This window comes from Acinetobacter seohaensis (assembly GCF_056431365.1).
Genome location: NZ_JBWKMK010000025.1, coordinates 1 through 18,726 on the forward strand (window position 1 = coordinate 1; position 18,726 = coordinate 18,726).

Genomic DNA, 18,726 nt, shown 5'->3' on the forward strand with positions numbered 1-18,726 from the left:
TGCTGATTGAAATCTTAAATTGCTCAGTAGCTTGCTGAGCAAGTGACTTTCGCTGAACAGGCCTTAAAACTTTTTTAAAAGTGCATCTTGCAAGATGTCTGACTTTAGCCGCTCATCAGCATACATGTGAACCGTACTGGGTTTGTCGGAGACTTTTTTATTTAAGTTAGGCCACCTGACCTAACGGGTTAATCTTATCATAGTACATTGCTTCAAACTCAAAAGGTGATACATAACCCAGTGCACTGTGTACACGCTTTTTATTGAACCAATCTACCCAGTTTAGTGTCGCAAGTTGTACATCCGCTAAACCTTGCCAATCCGCTTTTAAATATTCAATCACCTCTGTTTTGTATAAGCCATTCACCGTTTCAGCCAAAGCATTATCGTATGAATCACCGGTCGTACCGACTGATGCTCGTAAATTTGCTGCTTCTAAACGATTGGTATAACGAATGGAAAGATATTGCACGCCTCTGNCATAGCTGGTCAGGATGATCAGCACTAAAATTGCGTTTCACCAAGTCATCTGCTCGTTTTTGATCCTCTCGGCTACGGGTAGTTTGTTTATTCTTACCACGCCAAACACCTTGTATAGCTAGCTTCTGCATCAATCGAGCAACTGTACAACGTGCGATAACATAACCTTCACGTTTCAATTGTTGCCAGACCTTACGCACACCATATCGACCTAAACTTTCTTTCCAAATACGTTTGATTTGCTCTGCATGATGTAAATCATGCAGAGCACGTTTCGCTCGATGTTCTGGATTGTCAGCGAGATCTAAAGCCCGATAATAGGTCGAAGCTGCAATCGGTAAAATTCTACAAATCGCTTCAACGCCATATCGATCTTTATTGTTCTGGATAAAATCCACCATTATTTGTGTGGGCGGTCGAGCTCCGCCTGGGCGAAAAAAGCGGCTGCTTTACGTAGAATTTCATTGGCACGTTTTAATTCTTTAATTTCACGTTCCATTTGCTTCATTTTTTCTTGGTCAGATATCTGTTGTACTTTGGCAGGATTTAGTTGATCCATATGCTTTAAATACCAAACACGCAATGTTTCAGGAGTACAACCAATCTTAGGTGCAATAGCTGTGATTGCAGCCCAAGTAGAAGGATAATCTTTTTCAGATTCAATCAATAATTGAACCGCTCTTTCTCTGATTTCAGGGGTATATTTTGGTTTTGTCATTGGAACATTCTCTCAAGAAAGTTGGTCTCCGACAAACCCGGTACGGTTCAGTTCAACTTGTGATTGAATCTGAAAAAGATTATCCATCGAATTGGGCAGCAGTTTCCGCAATTGCTCCAAAGTTAACATGTTGAGCAGTCCAAAATGACCGCTATATTAACCAAGTAGGGCATTTTTACACTGCCGCTAACATCAAACCTTATGATCTTCGTTATTCGATGCTGTAACATCTTATAACTGCGTACCGCCAAATCTAAAGCACGCTTGACAAACATCAGAGCGGGCTTTTTAATTTTTGTTTATTAAAACATATACTTTTTGACTTATACCATGTTCTAGATATATATTAAATATAAATGTTAATAATTATTTAATTTAAAATGAAGAAGTTAATGAAATATGTTACGGTGATTCTGGGGTTAGGTCTAATTGGTCTTAATACAACAGCAAACGCCCAAAATACAAAATGGAGAGCACCGGGCGAAATCTGTTATGTCTTTAATTCTCAAGGCATGCTTGGGGACTGGAAAGACGAATTATTAGTTTCTAAAAAGAAACTAACTTACAAACAAGCTGCTGCATATATGCAGAAAAATCACAATATGTCTGAAATCTACGATGTAGAGGAACTACCCACAGATGAATGTGAAGCAGCTATCCCAAGCTACAGCTTTGAGCCAGGCTTCCTGTTCTATTATAAAGAGCCTAAACCTCAAAAAGTCAAAATTAAAAAATAGCAAAAAAACCTCTCGTTGCTATAGGGACTGGTATGATCACTACGGCTGTCATACGACAGTTTTAGGGATAAGCTCTTGCAATTGATTTGATAAAGCCCAACACACAAGCGTTGGGCTTTTATGATTTATCAACAGGATTATTAAAGTGTCCAACTTGGATGAGAGTGGATGTTCAAGTAGTTGTTGATTTTGCACTTCAGTTAAGTAGTTGTGAATTTCAACTATTTTACAATTAATATTCAACTATTTTGAAACCAAAACGAAATCAATTTATAGGTAAGACATTTACTTCACACAAAGCAGTTGATCCCATTTAAAGTAGTTCTGTGTTAGCCGATTTCGTGACATATTCCATGTTCTGTTCGGCATTAAACTTGCGCCCAAGGCAATCTTGGTTTTGCCATACTTAAGATGAATCGCTTCAAGGGAATCCATCAAAGCATCACTGACTTCGATGTGCTTCATGTCGGTAAACATGTCATATACATGGCTTGCCTTTGGTTCGAGACACGTCAGAATCACGCCACATTTCTTGAATGCTATATCCTTTGCATACAGGCCATCAATCATCGATGTGGCGAGTTTAGAAAGCACCAACAGGTTGTCGGTAGGTTCTGGTAAAGCCAAGGATAAAGACTTGTTGTAGAAGGGCTTTGAGCTATCAAATGGGTTTGATTGTACGAAACCAATCAAACAACCACACAACAGATTATCATCTCTCAGTCTGCTAATCGCATCCATGACATACAATGACATGGCTTCTTTAAGATCATCAATGTGGTAGATGCGTTGACCAAAAGAACGACTAGCAATGATTTGCTTCTTTGCAGGTGGCGTATGTTCCAGTTCAATACAAGCAATTCCCTGCAGTTCCAATAAGGTTCTGTGCATCACTACAGAGAATTGGTCCCTGATCATCACAGGGGAAGCCAAGACAAAATCCATAACTGAATGAATCCCCAGGCTGTTGAGCTTCTTGGAGTGCTTTCGGCCTATGCCCCAGATTTCACCAACATCTATGGCTTGATGCAGAGTTTCAGCAGAGCATGGATCCATTGAAACCAAGTTGCAAACACCATTGAAGTAAGCGTTCTTCTTGGCAATATGGTTCGCTAGTTTCGCTTCAGTCTTTGAACGTCCAATGCCAATACATACAGGTAAACCAAGCCAAGAAAACACACGCTGACGAATCTGATGGGCATATTCAGTCAAGTCGTAATTCCCTGAATGAGCTGTCAGATCCAGAAAGCACTCATCAATTGAGTAAATCTCCTGCTCTTTGGGAGATACGAAATCGGACAGGATTTTCATGAATCTGCGAGACATCTCTGCATACAGTGCATAGTTGCTCGATAGCACCTGCACCTGATGCTGCTCTACGATGTCCTTGATCTGAAAGAGAGGAACACCCATCTTGATGCCCAAGTCCTTGGCTTCCTGAGATCGAGCTACAGCACAGCCATCATTGTTGGATAGCACAATGACAGGTTTATTGTTCAAACTTGGGTTAAAGATGCGTTCACAACTGACATAGCAGTTGTTGATGTCTACTAAAGCATAGATCTTCTGGTGAGATGCTTGCATGAGCATGAAACCAATAAAGTATTAACGCTTTCTGAATGGCTTGATGACAAAAGTCACTACACCCCAAATCACCATTTCCTGCCCATCCTTTAGATGAATGTCAGAATACTCAGGGTTCTCTGCTTTAAGCCAATGGTTATGATCACCTTCAATCATGAGACGTTTTACGGTGAACTCATCGTCGATCAGTGCAATCACGATGTCTTCATGCTTGGCTTCAATGCTCCGGTCTACAATCAGTTCATCATCAATCTCAATACCTGCATCTCTCATGGAAAGTGAAGCTACTTTCACAACAAAGGTTGCGGCTTCATTTTTAATGAGGTGCTCATTCATGTCCAAAGTTTTGTCGACATAGTCCTGGGCAGGAGAAGGGAAACCGGCAGCAACCTTTTCTGAAGCCAAGGGAATGTGCATAAGTGTTGTAGGATCTACAAGCGTGATGGATGCCACATCATTGAAGCTTTGCTTCTCTGCCTCGTTGAGGTAATTCTTGATCTCTATGATTTTGGATACAGGTACTCTTACCGTTTTTGTAGGTTCATTATATTTAAGCTTTCTACCGGAACCTTCTCGGCTTCCCCCACGATTATTGCTCATGACTCATCAACTTTTTTGATTTTGTGACGTAATCAAATATATGACTGGATGTGCTACAGATTCAAGACTATTTCGATGAATGGTGAATAAACCTTAACGGTTCCCATAAAGGCCACTGCAAATTTTCCCGCATTATCGCCACCTCACTGGAGGTATACGACAATTAATGTCATCTGCATGCTTACGCACGCATAGATAATTGGTTAGTATTCAATTAACAAATATTAGATAAGCTATTCATTGCAGGATGATTTTATGGCTCGTGCTCCAAAGCAAACCAAACAAGAACCCTTAGAAGTCGTTCTGTGGAAAACAGCAGACAAACTTCGTAAGAACATTGATGCTGCAGAGTACAAGCATGTCGTCCTTGGTTTGATTTTCCTCAAATACATCAGTGACACATTTGAGGCTCACTACAATCTATTGGTTTCAGGTGAGGGAGAGTTTGCAGGAGCAGATCCAGAAGATCGTGATGAATACACTGCATACAACGTCTTCTTTGTTCCAGAGAATGCACGTTGGTCATTCCTGTTAAACCAAGCAAAACAACCTAACATTGGCAAGTTAGTCGATGATGCAATGGAAGCCATTGAGAATGACAACCCTCAATTGAAGGGTGTACTTCCTAAGGTCTATGCACGTCAAAATCTCGATCCTACGAGCCTAGGAGAGCTGATTGACCTGATTGGTAACATTGCTCTAGGCGATGCGAAATCTCGCTCTGCCGACGTTCTAGGCCATGTATTCGAGTACTTCCTTGGTGAGTTTGCTTTGGCTGAAGGCAAGCAAGGCGGGCAGTTCTACACGCCTAAATCCATTGTGAGCCTATTGGTTGAAATGTTGGAGCCATACAAAGGACGTGTATTCGATCCTTGCTGTGGTTCAGGTGGTATGTTTGTACAGTCCGAGAAGTTCGTAGAATCACATCAGGGTTTGGTAGACGACATCTCGATCTATGGACAAGAGAGTAACCAGACCACTTGGCGATTAGCCAAGATGAACTTAGCCATTCGTGGCATCAACTCAGAGCATGTGAAATGGAACTCTGAGGGTTCATTCCTCAACGATGCACACAAAGACCTAAAAGCGGATTACATCATTGCTAATCCACCATTCAACGTCTCTGACTGGAGTGGTGACTTACTTAAAGAAGATGCTCGTTGGTCATTGGGTGTACCACCTGCAGGTAATGCTAACTTCGCATGGATGCAACACTTCCTGTATCACATGAGTCCTAAAGGTCAGGCAGGAGTTGTACTTGCTAAAGGTGCGCTTACTTCTAAAACCAGTGGTGAAGGTGAGATTCGTAAAGCCTTGGTTTCAGAAGCCAATGTCATTGACTGTATTGTGAACCTTCCTGCAAAGCTATTCCTGAATACCCAGATTCCTGCTGCGTTATGGTTTATGCGTCGTGACCGTGTCGGTTCAACCAAGTACAAAGACCGCAGCAATGAGATTCTGTTCATTGATGCTCGTAACTTAGGTCATCTGATTAACCGCAGAACCAAGGTGTTGTCTGATGAAGACATTAAGCTGATTACTGACACTTACCATAATTGGAGAAACCAAGATGGTGAGTATGAGGATGTTGCAGGCTTCTGTGCATCTGTATCGCTTGAGAAAGTGGCTGAGCTTGATTATGTACTCACACCAGGGCGTTATGTTGGTTTAGCTGATGACGAAGATGAGTTTGACTTTAAGGAACGCTTTACTAGCCTTAAGGCAGAGTTTGAGGCACAGCTTGCTGAGGAAGCGAAGCTCAATCAAGCCATTGCTGAGAACTTAGCGAAGGTGGCTCTATGAGTGAGTGGCAGGCTTGTACTTTGAGTGATGTACTCAAGTTTGGTAATGGAAAGAGTCGTCCAAAGGAATATGGAACAATTCCTGTCTACGGTGGTAACGGCATTCTTGACTATACAAACTCTTCAAACTACCAAGATGAAACGATTGTAATTGGGCGAGTAGGGGCCTACTGTGGTGCAACTTACTATGAAGACAAGCAGATTTGGGTTTCTGATAATGCACTGTCAGCTAAAGCTCTAAATCGAAATGATGCAAAGTTTTTGTATTACTTCCTTAAGAATTTAGACCTTAATCAATTTGCTCAGGGCTCTAGTCACCCTTTGTTGACACAAACTCTACTAAACTCAATTGAAGTTGTAGTTCCTTCATCGCCCCTGGAACAAAAAGCCATAGCCTCAGTCCTTTCATCATTAGATGACAAGATTGACTTACTGCACCGTCAGAACAAGACCTTGGAAGCTATGGCTGAAACATTGTTTCGTCAGTGGTTTATTGAAGAAGCGAAAGAGGATTGGGAGGAGACCAAGGTTTTAGATGTATTCTCATTAGTTGGTGGTGGAACACCTAAGACATCAGAAGCAACTTATTGGGATGGGGACATTCCTTGGCTTTCAGGCGGTGACATTGCTAATGCTCACCAAGGATTCCTCGTCAGTGCAGAGAAATCTATCACAGCACTAGGTTTAGATAAAAGCTCGACAAAGCTTTTACCTAAGCTTGCATCTGTAATCAGTGCCCGTGGTACTGTTGGTAAATATGCCATGTTATCTAGACCAATGACTTTTAGTCAGTCTAACTATGGAATACTCCCTAAAGGTCATCAGTACTATTACTTCGTCTATCTACTATTGGCTTACATAGTGGACGAATTGTTAGCTGCTGCTTATGGAAGTGTCTTTGATACGATTACAACTAGAACATTTGAAGACGTAGGAATTAAACTCCCATCAATGGATATAGTTGCGAAATTTGAATCAGAGATAGCTCCAATCTTCGAAAAGAAATTGAATAACGTCGAGCAAATCCAGACGCTCGAAAAACTACGAGACACCTTACTTCCTAAACTCATGAATGGTGAGGTGACAGTAAAATGGGGTTAAAAATTTGGCTGTATCTACTCTCTTTATGGTTACTTTTCATATTCGTATTTTTTATTACCTTGAAAGTAGAGATATGTTTCGATAACTGTGAATTTATTGGAATTGTACAGCTTGCTTTAAACAATATTGTGCCCTTTCTTTGCTTGATACTGCTGATATTAGGTATTGTTGGTTTCTTTGTTTTTGATTTTAAAGTGAAAGGTAGCCATGATTTACCTTTCAATTTGATACATGTAGAACCTATAAACTATGAGCATTTAACCTTTCTAGCAACATATATCATTCCCTTAATAAGTATTGATTTTGATAAAAGCCAATCACCATATATTTTCTTTGGGCTAATCATAGTTATGGGTGCTATTTATGTCAGAACAGACCTTTTTTATGCAAACCCATCTTTAGCATTATTAGGGTTCAAAATTTATAAAGCTAATGGAAATTTTCGTAATAATGAAACAAAAAATGAAATCATATTAATTGCAAAAGAAAATCTTTCAAAGGGGATGAGAGTTAGTTATATCAAATTGGATGACCGAATTTACTATGTTGAGGGGACTGTATAATGGCAATAACTATAGAAGATCTTAAAAAAGATTTAAGAAGTATTTCTGAAGCAGAGGGGGTAACAGCTCTTGTTTATGCTCTATTAAAAGATGGTCAATTAAAGAAACTAGATATTGAAAATGAAGCCTTAGGAGGTATAAAGACTCTTTTTATTAAACAGATTTATGACGACATTCTATCTGATAAAGATAAACATCTTATTTCTCTATCATCTGCTGATGAACGAGGAAATGTAATTTATGAGTATGATCTAGAGCTTCCAGAAGATTTCAATTGTGTATATGAAGTGTCAGATCCTTCAAAAGAGAAAACGATATTTAACATAAGTGAAGATAAAATAGAGAATATTGATGCTTTGATCGTTGAAATAGGGAATGAGACAGAACAAATTGTTCTTTATAAAACTATAGCCCCTGTTAATGTATTTAGACAAAAGTCTTTCATATTAGGAGCTATTAAAGCAGATCATCGTTTCACAAAGCTTGATACAGATCTGCTAAGAATTAGCCCGAATTTTCAATTTATGAAAACAAAGTCAGGCTTTTTTGTAATCGAACTAAAAACTCTTGAAAAATGGTTTGGTTTTCACACGATAATAAAAAATGAAGCTACAAAAAGTTGTGTTGTTATAGAAGAACTCTCGTTATTAGAAAATCCTGAAACTCTAATAGAATTGATTGAAGACGTCACATTTGCAAGAAAATTAGTAAAAATCCATAAAGCATCCCCTGTTCTTAGACTTGCGATCCCAAATTCTGACATCATTAATTTCTGCCAAAATTATCCCAAAATTAAAGGAAGAATAAAAACTAATGCTAATGGTGACAAAATTTTATTGGATACAAATGTATCTAAAGAGCTATTCGTTAAAATTCTAATGGATGACTACTTAACGTCACAATTGACTAAACTACACTATGACACTTTAGCTAAGAATGAATTTGATAATTCACCAGAAGAAAATCTTGAAGTAAGCACAACAAATTAAGACCATGATTTAAAAGGTTTAATAGATTTTAATTGGGGGACAATGCGTGCCAAAGATGACTGAATCAGACATCGAGCTGATGGCGATAGAGCAACTGGAGGGAATGGGCTATACCTATGTGTATGGACCTGAGATTGAATCCAAGGGAAGCAATCCTCTGCGAAGCTATAAGCAGGTCATCTTGGAAACCAAGGTGCTTGAAGCATTGCAGCGTCTCAATCCTCATTTGAATGAAGACAAGTGCCTTGAAGCATTGAAGCAAGTCACCAATCTGTACTCTCCGGATATGCTCAGCAACAACCAGGCATTCCATCGCTTACTCACTGAAGGCATCAACATTGAAGTGAGCAAGGATGGTAATACCCAAGGTGAATATGCCTGGCTGATCGACTTCAACAACCCAACCAATAACGAGTTCCAGGTCATCAACCAAGTCACCATCAAAGAAGATCGTTGGACAAGACGACCAGACCTGATCCTGTATGTGAATGGCTTACCGTTGGTAGTCATTGAACTCAAGAACGCTACTGATGAAAATGCTACTGTAGATGGCGCATATAAGCAGATCCAGACTTATCAAAGCCAAATCCCTAGTCTGTTCACCTACAATGCCTTTAACGTCATCTCTGATGGTTTAGAGGCGAAAGCAGGGACTGTATCAGCAGACCTGAGTCGTTACATGGCGTGGAAGACTTCTAATGGTCAAACCAAAGCAAAGAATACGCAGGCACAGCTAGAAGTCTTAATTCATGGTTTGCTCAATCCAGTCACCTTACTGGACATGATCAGGCACTTCATTGTGTTTGAATCCAATAAACAAGAAGATGCCAATGGCTTGATCACCATTAAAACCATCAAAAAGATGGCTGCATATCATCAGTACTATGCAGTGAATGCAGCAGTCCTCTCTACTATTCGTGCGTCTGCAGTGAACTCGGACTCGAAGTCTGCAGAAGTCGCAATGCAGCATCAAGGCAGAAGTAAGCTCGAACTTGTGCAACAACAAGCTGTAGGTGACAAGAAGGCAGGTGTTGTTTGGCATACACAAGGCTCAGGCAAGTCGCTTTCCATGGTTTTCTATACAGGTAAGATTGTCTTAGCTTTGGATAATCCAACTGTTGTTGTGATTACAGACCGTAATGATTTGGATGATCAGCTCTTTGCAACCTTTGCAGCATCAAGCCAACTACTCAGACAAACACCGAAGCAAGCAGAAAATCGAGATGAGCTCAAAGAGCTGCTTAAGGTGGGTTCAGGTGGGGTGATCTTCACCACTATCCAGAAGTTCCAACCTGATGATGGTGGCAGTGTCTATGAGCAACTCTCAGACCGAACCAATATTGTCGTAATAGCAGACGAAGCACATCGTTCTCAGTATGGCTTCAATGCAAAAGAGGTCGATGTCAAAGACGAGAATGGCAAGGTTGTCGGTAAGCGGACTGTCTATGGTTTTGCCAAGTACATGCGTGATGCTTTACCGAATGCCACTTACCTTGGCTTCACAGGAACACCAATTGAGAAGACTGACGTCAACACGCCTTCAGTCTTTGGTAACTATGTCGACATCTATGACATCTCTCAGGCGGTAGAGGATGGCGCCACTGTTCGTATCTTCTATGAAAGCCGACTCGCCAAGATTGCCATCAGTGAGGAAGGCAAAGAGTTGATAGAAGACTTTGATGACCAGTTCACCGAAGACGATCTAAACCAGACACAAAAAGAACGGGCAAAGTGGGCAAGAGTCGAAGGACTCATTGGTAGTAAAGAACGTGTCAAAGCGATTGCCAAAGACATCGTAGAACACTTTGAGCAGCGTCTAAAAGCCAATGCAAACCAAGGTAAAGGCATGATTGTCAGCATGTCTCGTAGGATTGCTGTAGATCTCTACAACGAGATTGTAGCGATCAAACCAGAATGGCATAGTGATGACTTGCACGATGGTGTAATCAAGGTGGTGATGACCTCATCTGCTTCTGATGGTAAGGAGATTGCTAAACACCATACGACCAAGCAACAACGCCAAATCCTCGCTAATCGTATGAAGGACAATGATGACAAGCTGAAGCTTGTGATTGTTCGTGATATGTGGCTGACTGGTTTCGATGCTCCGAGTATGCACACGCTCTACATCGACAAACCAATGAAAGGCCATAACCTCATGCAAGCGATTGCACGAGTGAACCGTGTCTACAAAGACAAGATTGGTGGTCTGGTCGTAGATTACCTCGGTATTGCATCTGATCTTAAAGAAGCTCTGTCATTCTACTCTGAAGCAGGTGGTAAGGGTGACCCTGCATTAGTTCAAGACGAAGCTGCAACCATTCTACAAGAGAAGCTCGAAGTGATTGATGGCATCATGCATGGCTTCAATTACCAAGAATACTTCACAGCCAATACTTCTCGTAAGCTCAACATTATCCTTGAAGCAGAAGAACACATCTTAGGTGTAGACCAAGGAGAAGGTAAGGCTCGCTTCCTGACAGCAGTTGCAGCGATGTCACAGGCATTTGCTTTAGCAGTACCTCATCCTCATGCGATGGAAGCAGCACCAGTGGTTGCCTTCTTCCAAGCAGTGAAAGCGCGACTTGCGAAGTTCAGTGATGGCTCAGGCAACGTCTCAGGCATGAGTAATGCTGAATTAGAAGCCAAGGTCAAACAAACCATTGACCAGGCTCTCGTTACTGAACAGGTGGTGGACATCTTTGATGCAGCAGGAATCCAGAAGCCAGACATCTCAATTCTCTCTGATGAGTTCATGCAGGAGATGAAAGGCTATAAGCACAAGAACATTGCACTAGAGACCCTCAAGAAGCTCTTAGGCGATGAGATCAAGATGCGAGAGCAGCGTAGTGTCACCCAAGGTAAAAAGCTCATGGAGATGCTGAGCTCTGCGATCAAGGGTTATCAGAACAAGGTACTGACTGCAGCCGAAGTGATTGATGAACTCATCAAGTTAGCTAAGGCAATCCAAGAATCAGACAAAATGGCAGAGGAACTCAACCTGACTGAATATGAATATGCGTTCTATTCAGCAGTTGCAGACAATGACAGTGCTAGAGAGTTAATGCAGAAGGAGATCCTGCGCGAACTTGCTGTTGTTCTGACTGAGTCTATTCGTAAGAATGTAACTTTGGATTGGACCATCAAAGAAGCTGCCAGGGCGAAGCTGAGAGTCATTGTGAAGCGCTTACTCAAGAAGTATGGCTACCCACCTGATATGGCTTTACTGGCGACAGAGACTGTACTTGAACAGGCAGAGCAATTGGCTGAAGAATTAGCAACGGCAGCTTAGTTGTCACCACTAAATTACAACTACAAGGGGGTCAATTTTACACTGCCGCTAACACCTTTTGATGGAGCATACCATTGCGTAGCAGGATCAAACCAAATGGCTATATTTCCGCGATGAATGAGTCTCGGTTATATGCGGGCCAATTAATTGAGCGGTAGATTTTGTGTAGGCTTCTTCGTTTGAAAATTATATCGCTGAAAAAGCCTTTACAGATAGGCTTGTGCAACAAAGCCCCCTGGTTCTCAAAACTCGATACTTTATTGAAAAGTTCTATCGAGGCATAAGTCCCTGAAACAAAAAATGCCTGAACTTCAGGCATTTTTTACGTCATCACTAACAGCTTAAAACAATCAAAAAAACTAAAGTCTTAGTCTTTTGAATACGACTTAACTTTTTCAAAAATTGGATAGAAATCTAATCCCTCATCTTTCATCGTAGAAATCAACGCAACGATTACAGCAATATGTGTAGGAACCACACCTTGTTTACTGTAATTCGTAATCGAATTAGGTTTCATATCCAATAAGGCAGCAAATTCCTTAATTGAAAGCCCTGCTTTACCGATAAGACGTTGAAATTCAGTATATGGCATTTAATTAAATTTATAGAAATGGTGTTTTGAGATTATAGCATAGGGTTATATTTACATAAAAACACATAATATTATGTGGCGAGCACATATTTTTATGTGTTATAAATAGCTTATCAACTAATCTATTTATCATCTCTATAGGAGAAACATACTATGTACTCATACCCGGATTCAAACACTGAAAAGAAAATTGCTCTCATGATTATTAATGACTTTTTCATTCAAAAAGCCCATGAACTGTGGATTTTTTTACAACTCGATCAGTGCTTTAACGATTATGAAGCCACACTGATTTGGACTAGACGTTATTTAGAGAAGCATCCTGAGTGTGAGTACAGCGATATTCAAAAAGCTTTCCGTTCTTGTTTCCCTGAAAATTTCTTCAGCTTTGACTATTAATTAATGAATCGTCTTTCCTCTTTTGTAGCATTTGAAATCAAAGTAACCGCTACAAAAGAGGAAAAATTCAAACCATAAAAAACAGAAAAATGAAAGTCTTAGATTCACTTTATAAAAAATTATTTATTGAGACAAACACACACAAAACATAAACCATTTTCATGAACTAAAAAAAATTTCGACCATCTTCCGATTTACTATTGAAGGTATTAAGGGGATCGGAATGCAAAAAGCAAGCCTACCTGTATATACAAATTCTTCAAATTTTATATACAGGGCTTGTTAGGAGGGAGCCCCTCCTAAGACCACCCTTAGCCCATCACAGATGGGCAGCTCAACTTCGTTGAGCTAAAAGCAAAAGCCTTTCATAGGGGAATGGGATGCGAACAAAAAATAAGATTTTCAGATTAACCGAACTGCAATTAGAGCAGTTGGAAGCCTATCTAAAAAAAGAAAGCATGACCTTTACGGACTTTATTCATTCACTCATTCAGCAGGAGATAATGAAAGATGTGATCACGGTTAAACGACTACACGACCAAGAAGAACCACCAAGAATCAAAACAAAAACGGTTTTACAGGTTATCAATCGGTATCAGCATACCGACCCACTACTTCTGCTTGAGCTTTCCAAAATTGGTAACAACTTGAATCAAATGGCCAGGGCATTGAACATCATTAAAAATGCCGACACCCAAGAGCAACGCAAGTTGAATATTTTTGGTTGCTTCCAAGTTTTAAAAGCCATGCAGACAGAACTAGAAAATCTGTCCCCCACTTTACCTAATCTCAACCGACAGCCACCTGAACGCATTGAAAAAAAACTGGACTCACTTCAGTCAATGGAGATCGATGAAAGTGCATATTAAGTTTTTAGAGCACGGTAAGGGATCGGCTGCACACGCTTCAGCTTATCTACTGGATGACTTGGATCACAAAGGACATGTACGAGCAGGAATCGAAGTTTTACGAGGCGATGCGACCACATTCAACGCCATTTGCAATGCCACCCCCTACTTGTGGAAGTACACATCGGTCGTGATTGCATGGTCACCTGATGATGCCCCGACTCAAGAGCAAATCCACGAAGTTTTAACAGAGTTTGAGAAACATTCGTTTGCAGGGTTAGATCCATCACAGTACCACCTGTTTGCTGTACTGCACACTGACGATAATGGCTCAAAGCATATCCACGTTTTGATTCCACGTATCGACCTGGCAAGTGGGAAAGCAATGAACATTGCACCACCTGGTCATCAAGACCACTTCGACCCTCTGCGAGATTACTTCAACACCAAGTATCAATGGTCACGCCCAGATGACATACGGTGGGTCAGGGAAGTACAAGAACCCAACTGGGTTGCCAAAATCAATAAGAGTGCAGAAAAAATCATTCCAAAACAAAATCTTGAAACCATGAAAAGAAAGCAGTTTGTTAGATATGTGGATGCTCACATCCGTGAAATGATGAAACTTGGAGAGATTGTAAATCAGGCTGACATCGTTGCGTAAATTCAATGTTTTAAAGTAGTGAAGTCAGTAAAGGCAGGGAAAGCATTTGTATCAGTCACACTAGACGTAGCAAGTTGCTACAGTTTCTAAATAATTTCTTTCCCGAAAATTTCATTTAAACGAGTACGATTAGCCTGAACGAAATCACGATCATTCTTCAGCTTATGTTTCATTTCTTTTTTAAACTCTGCCATAGACAAGCCAGGCTTAGCGAACTCCATTTGAAATAAATTATCGTTTACTATGACATTAGCCTGAGAATCCGTTAAACAACCTTCTGGTTTGAACCACTTCTTCAATTTCTGACTATTTGGATCATTAGCATAGATATACCAAGACCGCACTGTCATATCAAACTTCGCCCCTAGTTCTTTAACCAAATTATTGTCATTAAAATCTACATCCAGATAAATTTTAGTTTTTTCATTTGATTGTGAAATAGCATTTTCTTTTTTGTCATTCAATATTTTGAATCGAACACCAACGATTGGCCGCCCTTTTTTAATGGTGTCATACTCTAATTTCAGACTCGTTTTGCTATTAATTTCCGCTACAATTTTATCGAGAATATAACGCCTAAAATCAACCCAGCGATCATATTTTGTTTCACCAATATCTATCAGCGCCTTCAAACCTTCTAGTGACAATTCTACTTCATAAGTGTCTTGATTGGCGTATTTAAACTCTTGTTTCACAATGTACGAATATAAACTCATACTCGTAACAGAATCCAAGGCAAACAGATCCTTTAATTGGTAAGTAGTAAAATTGCCATTTGCGAGACGGGTAAAATAAGGCAAAACCTCACTGGTGAAACGAATCTGTAAAGCATTTTTTAAATCATCTTCCCAGCGTAATTCGCGAATAATCGGCACTACCGAATGTACTTTTTTCACCTTCCTCTTAGGATCATCAGCCGGCTCCTCAATTACAAAGTGAGCGACACGTGATGAGAGTTCCTTATAAATCCGGTCAATCGCCACATTAATAGAGTTTTTCTTGTTGAGACCTAACAATTCACCAAGATCGTCTTTATGTAAGTAAATATAAGTCTGCTCGGTAATTTCACGATCCTGATTGTTTTTTTCACCATAATTAGCCACAGCCATTGCATATAGCAGAGCCTTATATTCATTGGTAGAAAGTTCAATAGGTCGAATTAAACGATTACTGGTACTCACTACCCCATTCTGTCGGATATTGCCAATGCAATAGGGTAGATATTCTTGTTCTTCTGTGTGGTCAGTGTCTGTCATAAGTGGAAAATTAAAAGTTGTTTTCCCTATTTATACATAAAAGTGGAATACCATTCAACTTCCTCACCTTTTAAGAAATTAATTTATTAGATACACCGCCTAAATTTACTACTATTCATGCCTAAAAGTGGAAGATACGTCATCCTCTCATCTATATTTAGAATAATTCTCGACCATAAAGTGTAATATAATTATTTTTTTCCACTTTATAGTGACAAACTTTCCACTTTTCCCCGGAAAACCCTGTTTAAAAGGTATTCCGTACAGTGTTAAGGAGGCAAAAAATACCTTTATAAATGAAAAAATCAAAAAATTTTCAACTTTTCAGTGACAAGTTTTCCACCTTTAAATGAAATCAAGTACAAAAATTGCCTTTTTCTTGGTCAATATTGATTATTTTTCAACCTATAAATATTAAAAAGTAGACTTATCCACAAAATAAAAATCCATCGTGACAAGTCTTCCACCTTTAAATTAAAAAACAACACTTATCAACAATTTAAATGTTTGATTTTTAAAAATTTTATTTATTAAAAATGCTATTTTTAAAAATGTGGTGACAAACCTTCCACCATAGTGACAAACCTTCCACTTTTAGATGACAGACCTTCCACTTTTTAGTGACAAGTCTTCCACCTTTTAGTGACAAGTCTTCCACCTTTTAGTGACAAATCTTCCACTTTTTGGTGACAAGTCTTCCACTTTTAAATTCATAAGATATTGTTTATAAAATAAAAAAATGGCTCTTAATTATAATTACTTAATTATATTAATTAATACTAATTTTAAATTAGCTAGCTATGTTTTATTTAGATTTTGAATTGTTTATCTTTTATCAAATAGTGATTAGTAATTTAATATCTACTTAATAAAGTGTAGCAAGTTGCTACAAATTTAACTATATTAGAATAATTCTAATGGGGTCTGTTATGACAAATAAATCGACTAAAATTATTGCTGTAGCCAATCATAAAGGTGGATGTGGTAAAACCACAACCGTTGTACATTTAGCTTCAGAATTAGCTGATTTAGGCAAAAAAGTTTTAGTCATAGATTTGGACCCACAAGCTAATGCAAGTTTACATATTGGTTCAGAACATCCTAGTGAAGTCGAAACAACATCCGCAGAATTATTGGTCGGAGATGTTGAATTACTTTCTAGTGCTCTTAAAGAAGAAACCAACTTAAAAAATGTATCTCTAATTTATGGTTCTCTTAATTTAGGTAAGACAGAAGATCAACTTAAAGATGATGCTCCAAGACCTTCAGAAGAACTATCAAGTAAGTTAGAAATATTAAAAGGCCTATATGATTATATTTTGATTGACTGCCCGCCAAGTCTAAAACTCTTAACAAGTAATGCATTAGCAGCCTCAACTCATGTCATTATTCCAATCGAGTCTGGATCTCAATATGGACTTTATGGTGTAACAGACTTAATCAATCATTTGAGTAAGATTAGACGAGTCAATCCTCAACTAGAATTGTTAGGGGCTCTTTTAATCAAACATGATGAACGGCAAAATGTTTGCAAACTTATTCGTGATGAAGCTAAAGAACAAGTGGGTGAATTGTTAAAGACGACAATTCCAATGAGTACTAAGGTGAATCAGGCAGCAATTTTGCAACAACCATTGTTAAGCTTAGATAAAAGTTCAAAAGTCCGGAAAGCTTTCCAAGATTTAGCAAAAGAAATTATTGGTCGTGTTGAATAAAAATTCTGAGAATACTATGGCAACTACAAAAGAACTCTTGGCTCAACGTCTTCAGCAAAATACTCAAAAGCATAAAGTTGCTCAAAAAGAGCATGTGAAAGAAGCAAAAGAATTGCGTCGCAATGTACAAATTTCAGATATTCAACCTAGTCCAAATCAGCCGCGAAAAATATTTAATCAACAAGATATTGAAGATTTAGCAGCTTCTATCGAAGAGATCGGATTGCTACAACCCATTGTAGTTCGCAGAGTTGCTGATAAATATGAGCTGATTGCTGGTGAAAGACGCTTAAAGGCACATCAAGTACTCAATAAAAATACAATTGAAGTAATTGTTGTAGATGCATCGGATGAAGAAGTTGCTCTTCTTACTTTGGCTGAAAACTTAAAAAGAGAAGACTTAACTGATTATGAAATTTACATCGGTTTGATTTCTTTAGATGAAAAGCTTAAAAAGAATAAACAGCAGTTAGCTAAGTCTTTAGGCATGAACCGCGAGGATATGTATAAATATTTATCCTACGAAAAACTGCCTGATGAGCTGATTAAAGATATTGAACAAAAACCTGATCTTTTAGCACGAACAGCTGCTACAGCTATTAAAAAGTTTCTTTCTGAGCATGAAGATCATTATGAAAATGCCAAAAAAGCATTATTAAAAGCTTGGGCAAAATTTTTAGCTAAAGAAGTTGAACAAACAAAGTTAGCTGGTCTTGCTGAAAGATTTCTGAAATCAGCTGATAAAAAGGAACCGATTCTTAGTACAGTAGTTCGGAAAATTGAATATGATGGCAAAGTTGCTGGAAATATTAAATTTGATCACAGTACTTTAAAAGTTTCTTTAAAAATGAATGAATTTGATGATGAAAGTTTGCAAGAGCTTGAGAATTTATTAAAAAATATATTGTTAAAGTCTAAAAAAGAAGTGTAGCAAATTGCTACACTTCTTTTTTAGACAAATTTGATTAAAGATAAGAAAGTCAGTCAATAATAAATTCGTCATCACTAATTTTAGCTAATTCATCAGCATGGGCATTCTCAGGGGTTAGATCCTTTAATAAAGCTTCTTCAGAATAAGGAAATTTACTGGAATGACTCGTGGTCGATTGCAAAGTTTCCATTTTTTTAATTGTTAAAACGAATGAACAATAAAATTGTAGCAACTTGCTACATAAAAATTAATCATTATTTTTGAAGTTTATTAGTATGGAAGCTATATCCGATATGGTATACATGTAGAAAGAGAAAAATAATATTTGCTCTGTACACGACAAAAATAGATAACTCATTGAAATAATGTCACAATAATTGTTTTCTAACGACGAATACTATGACACATCTCAATGAGTTATATCTTATCTTAAACAAATCTCTAAAATGGAACAA

Annotated in this window: 15 protein-coding genes, 3 pseudogenes and 1 other annotated feature; of the genes and pseudogenes, 11 read left to right on the forward strand and 7 right to left on the reverse strand. The window is 38.7% G+C overall.

Annotated features, from left to right (window positions below):
- Positions 1-126: pseudogene (locus AC07E5_RS04215) on the reverse strand (IS3 family transposase); the annotation flags it as partial.
- Between the two features lie 40 nt (positions 127-166).
- Positions 167-1,198 (reverse strand): annotated as a pseudogene (locus tag AC07E5_RS04220) (IS3 family transposase).
- Positions 807-923, reverse strand: a sequence feature (AL1L pseudoknot). It overlaps the preceding pseudogene by 117 nt.
- 392 nt (positions 1,199-1,590) lie before the next feature.
- Between AC07E5_RS04220 and AC07E5_RS04225 the strand changes: the two are divergent.
- Positions 1,591-1,935: a hypothetical protein gene (locus tag AC07E5_RS04225; RefSeq protein WP_498624681.1), complete on the forward strand. Its 345-nt coding sequence runs from the start codon at positions 1,591-1,593 to the stop codon at positions 1,933-1,935.
- A 285-nt stretch (positions 1,936-2,220) separates the two neighbouring features.
- Here the strand turns inward: AC07E5_RS04225 and AC07E5_RS04230 are convergent, their stop codons facing one another.
- Positions 2,221-3,525 carry a Y-family DNA polymerase gene (locus tag AC07E5_RS04230; RefSeq protein ID WP_498624683.1) on the reverse strand — a complete coding sequence of 435 codons (1,305 nt, stop codon included), beginning with the start codon at positions 3,523-3,525 and terminating at the stop codon, positions 2,221-2,223.
- Between the two features lie 15 nt (positions 3,526-3,540).
- Entirely contained in the window at positions 3,541-4,119 is a 579-nt protein-coding gene (locus AC07E5_RS04235; protein ID WP_004871202.1) for a LexA family protein, read from the reverse strand.
- Positions 4,120-4,374: 255 nt separating this feature from the next.
- Between AC07E5_RS04235 and AC07E5_RS04240 the strand changes: the two genes are divergently transcribed.
- The 5 genes from AC07E5_RS04240 to AC07E5_RS04260 are packed head-to-tail and all read left to right on the forward strand — an operon-like array spanning position 4,375 to position 11,866.
- The gene (locus AC07E5_RS04240) at positions 4,375-5,922 is read left to right on the forward strand and encodes a type I restriction-modification system subunit M (protein ID WP_498624684.1); all 1,548 of its coding nucleotides are present in this window, start codon (positions 4,375-4,377) and stop codon (positions 5,920-5,922) included.
- The gene (locus AC07E5_RS04245; RefSeq protein WP_498624685.1) at positions 5,919-7,022 is read left to right on the forward strand and encodes a restriction endonuclease subunit S; all 1,104 of its coding nucleotides are present in this window, start codon (positions 5,919-5,921) and stop codon (positions 7,020-7,022) included. The genes AC07E5_RS04240 and AC07E5_RS04245 overlap by 4 nt, the downstream gene beginning before the upstream one ends.
- Entirely contained in the window at positions 7,013-7,585 is a 573-nt protein-coding gene (kwaA, locus tag AC07E5_RS04250) for an anti-phage protein KwaA (RefSeq protein ID WP_163048518.1), read from the forward strand. The genes AC07E5_RS04245 and kwaA overlap by 10 nt, the downstream gene beginning before the upstream one ends.
- Positions 7,585-8,574: an anti-phage protein KwaB gene (gene kwaB, locus AC07E5_RS04255; protein ID WP_163048519.1), complete on the forward strand. Its 990-nt coding sequence runs from the start codon at positions 7,585-7,587 to the stop codon at positions 8,572-8,574. The genes kwaA and kwaB overlap by 1 nt, the downstream gene beginning before the upstream one ends.
- A gap of 55 nt (positions 8,575-8,629) precedes the next feature.
- Positions 8,630-11,866, forward strand: a complete 3,237-nt coding sequence (locus tag AC07E5_RS04260) for a type I restriction endonuclease subunit R (RefSeq protein ID WP_498624688.1) — start codon at positions 8,630-8,632, stop codon at positions 11,864-11,866.
- A gap of 44 nt (positions 11,867-11,910) precedes the next feature.
- Here the strand turns inward: AC07E5_RS04260 and AC07E5_RS04265 are convergent.
- Positions 11,911-12,053 (reverse strand): annotated as a pseudogene (locus AC07E5_RS04265) (IS5/IS1182 family transposase); the annotation flags it as partial.
- A 180-nt stretch (positions 12,054-12,233) separates the two neighbouring features.
- Entirely contained in the window at positions 12,234-12,458 is a 225-nt protein-coding gene (locus AC07E5_RS04270) for an XRE family transcriptional regulator (RefSeq protein ID WP_498624689.1), read from the reverse strand.
- Positions 12,459-12,611: 153 nt separating this feature from the next.
- On the opposite strand from AC07E5_RS04270, the gene AC07E5_RS04275 reads away from it, so the two are divergent.
- From AC07E5_RS04275 to AC07E5_RS04285, 3 genes are all read left to right on the forward strand, one after another.
- A complete protein-coding gene (locus AC07E5_RS04275) occupies positions 12,612-12,857 on the forward strand; it encodes a hypothetical protein (protein ID WP_034171689.1) in 246 nt (81 codons plus the stop codon).
- 380 nt (positions 12,858-13,237) lie between these two features.
- Complete coding sequence (gene mobC / locus AC07E5_RS04280; protein WP_005130386.1) at positions 13,238-13,726, forward strand: plasmid mobilization relaxosome protein MobC; 489 nt, start codon at positions 13,238-13,240, stop codon at positions 13,724-13,726.
- Positions 13,710-14,369 carry a relaxase/mobilization nuclease domain-containing protein gene (locus tag AC07E5_RS04285; protein ID WP_498624691.1) on the forward strand — a complete coding sequence of 220 codons (660 nt, stop codon included), beginning with the start codon at positions 13,710-13,712 and terminating at the stop codon, positions 14,367-14,369. Before mobC ends, AC07E5_RS04285 begins: the two co-directional genes overlap by 17 nt.
- Before the next feature lie 86 nt (positions 14,370-14,455).
- Here the strand turns inward: AC07E5_RS04285 and AC07E5_RS04290 are convergent, their stop codons facing one another.
- Positions 14,456-15,625, reverse strand: a complete 1,170-nt coding sequence (locus tag AC07E5_RS04290) for a replication initiation protein (RefSeq protein ID WP_180105289.1) — start codon at positions 15,623-15,625, stop codon at positions 14,456-14,458.
- A 929-nt stretch (positions 15,626-16,554) separates the two neighbouring features.
- On the opposite strand from AC07E5_RS04290, the gene AC07E5_RS04295 reads away from it, so the two are divergent.
- Both AC07E5_RS04295 and AC07E5_RS04300 read left to right on the forward strand, forming a co-directional pair.
- Positions 16,555-17,340: a ParA family protein gene (locus AC07E5_RS04295; protein WP_498624693.1), complete on the forward strand. Its 786-nt coding sequence runs from the start codon at positions 16,555-16,557 to the stop codon at positions 17,338-17,340.
- Positions 17,341-17,356: 16 nt separating this feature from the next.
- Complete coding sequence (locus tag AC07E5_RS04300) at positions 17,357-18,271, forward strand: ParB/RepB/Spo0J family partition protein (protein ID WP_122902243.1); 915 nt, start codon at positions 17,357-17,359, stop codon at positions 18,269-18,271.
- Positions 18,272-18,726: the final 455 nt, after the last annotated feature.

What these genes read in the sequence shown, in the direction of transcription:
- AC07E5_RS04225 (WP_498624681.1), top strand. Translation starts at nt 1,591, where the DNA reads ATGAAATATGTTACGGTGATTCTGGGGTTAGGTCTAATTGGTCTTAAT.
- AC07E5_RS04230 (WP_498624683.1), bottom strand. Translation starts at nt 3,525, where the DNA reads ATGCTCATGCAAGCATCTCACCAGAAGATCTATGCTTTAGTAGACATC.
- AC07E5_RS04235 (WP_004871202.1), bottom strand. Translation starts at nt 4,119, where the DNA reads ATGAGCAATAATCGTGGGGGAAGCCGAGAAGGTTCCGGTAGAAAGCTT.
- AC07E5_RS04240 (WP_498624684.1), top strand. Translation starts at nt 4,375, where the DNA reads ATGGCTCGTGCTCCAAAGCAAACCAAACAAGAACCCTTAGAAGTCGTT.
- AC07E5_RS04245 (WP_498624685.1), top strand. Translation starts at nt 5,919, where the DNA reads ATGAGTGAGTGGCAGGCTTGTACTTTGAGTGATGTACTCAAGTTTGGT.
- kwaA (WP_163048518.1), top strand. Translation starts at nt 7,013, where the DNA reads ATGGGGTTAAAAATTTGGCTGTATCTACTCTCTTTATGGTTACTTTTC.
- kwaB (WP_163048519.1), top strand. Translation starts at nt 7,585, where the DNA reads ATGGCAATAACTATAGAAGATCTTAAAAAAGATTTAAGAAGTATTTCT.
- AC07E5_RS04260 (WP_498624688.1), top strand. Translation starts at nt 8,630, where the DNA reads ATGACTGAATCAGACATCGAGCTGATGGCGATAGAGCAACTGGAGGGA.
- AC07E5_RS04270 (WP_498624689.1), bottom strand. Translation starts at nt 12,458, where the DNA reads ATGCCATATACTGAATTTCAACGTCTTATCGGTAAAGCAGGGCTTTCA.
- AC07E5_RS04275 (WP_034171689.1), top strand. Translation starts at nt 12,612, where the DNA reads ATGTACTCATACCCGGATTCAAACACTGAAAAGAAAATTGCTCTCATG.
- mobC (WP_005130386.1), top strand. Translation starts at nt 13,238, where the DNA reads ATGCGAACAAAAAATAAGATTTTCAGATTAACCGAACTGCAATTAGAG.
- AC07E5_RS04285 (WP_498624691.1), top strand. Translation starts at nt 13,710, where the DNA reads ATGAAAGTGCATATTAAGTTTTTAGAGCACGGTAAGGGATCGGCTGCA.
- AC07E5_RS04290 (WP_180105289.1), bottom strand. Translation starts at nt 15,625, where the DNA reads ATGACAGACACTGACCACACAGAAGAACAAGAATATCTACCCTATTGC.
- AC07E5_RS04295 (WP_498624693.1), top strand. Translation starts at nt 16,555, where the DNA reads ATGACAAATAAATCGACTAAAATTATTGCTGTAGCCAATCATAAAGGT.
- AC07E5_RS04300 (WP_122902243.1), top strand. Translation starts at nt 17,357, where the DNA reads ATGGCAACTACAAAAGAACTCTTGGCTCAACGTCTTCAGCAAAATACT.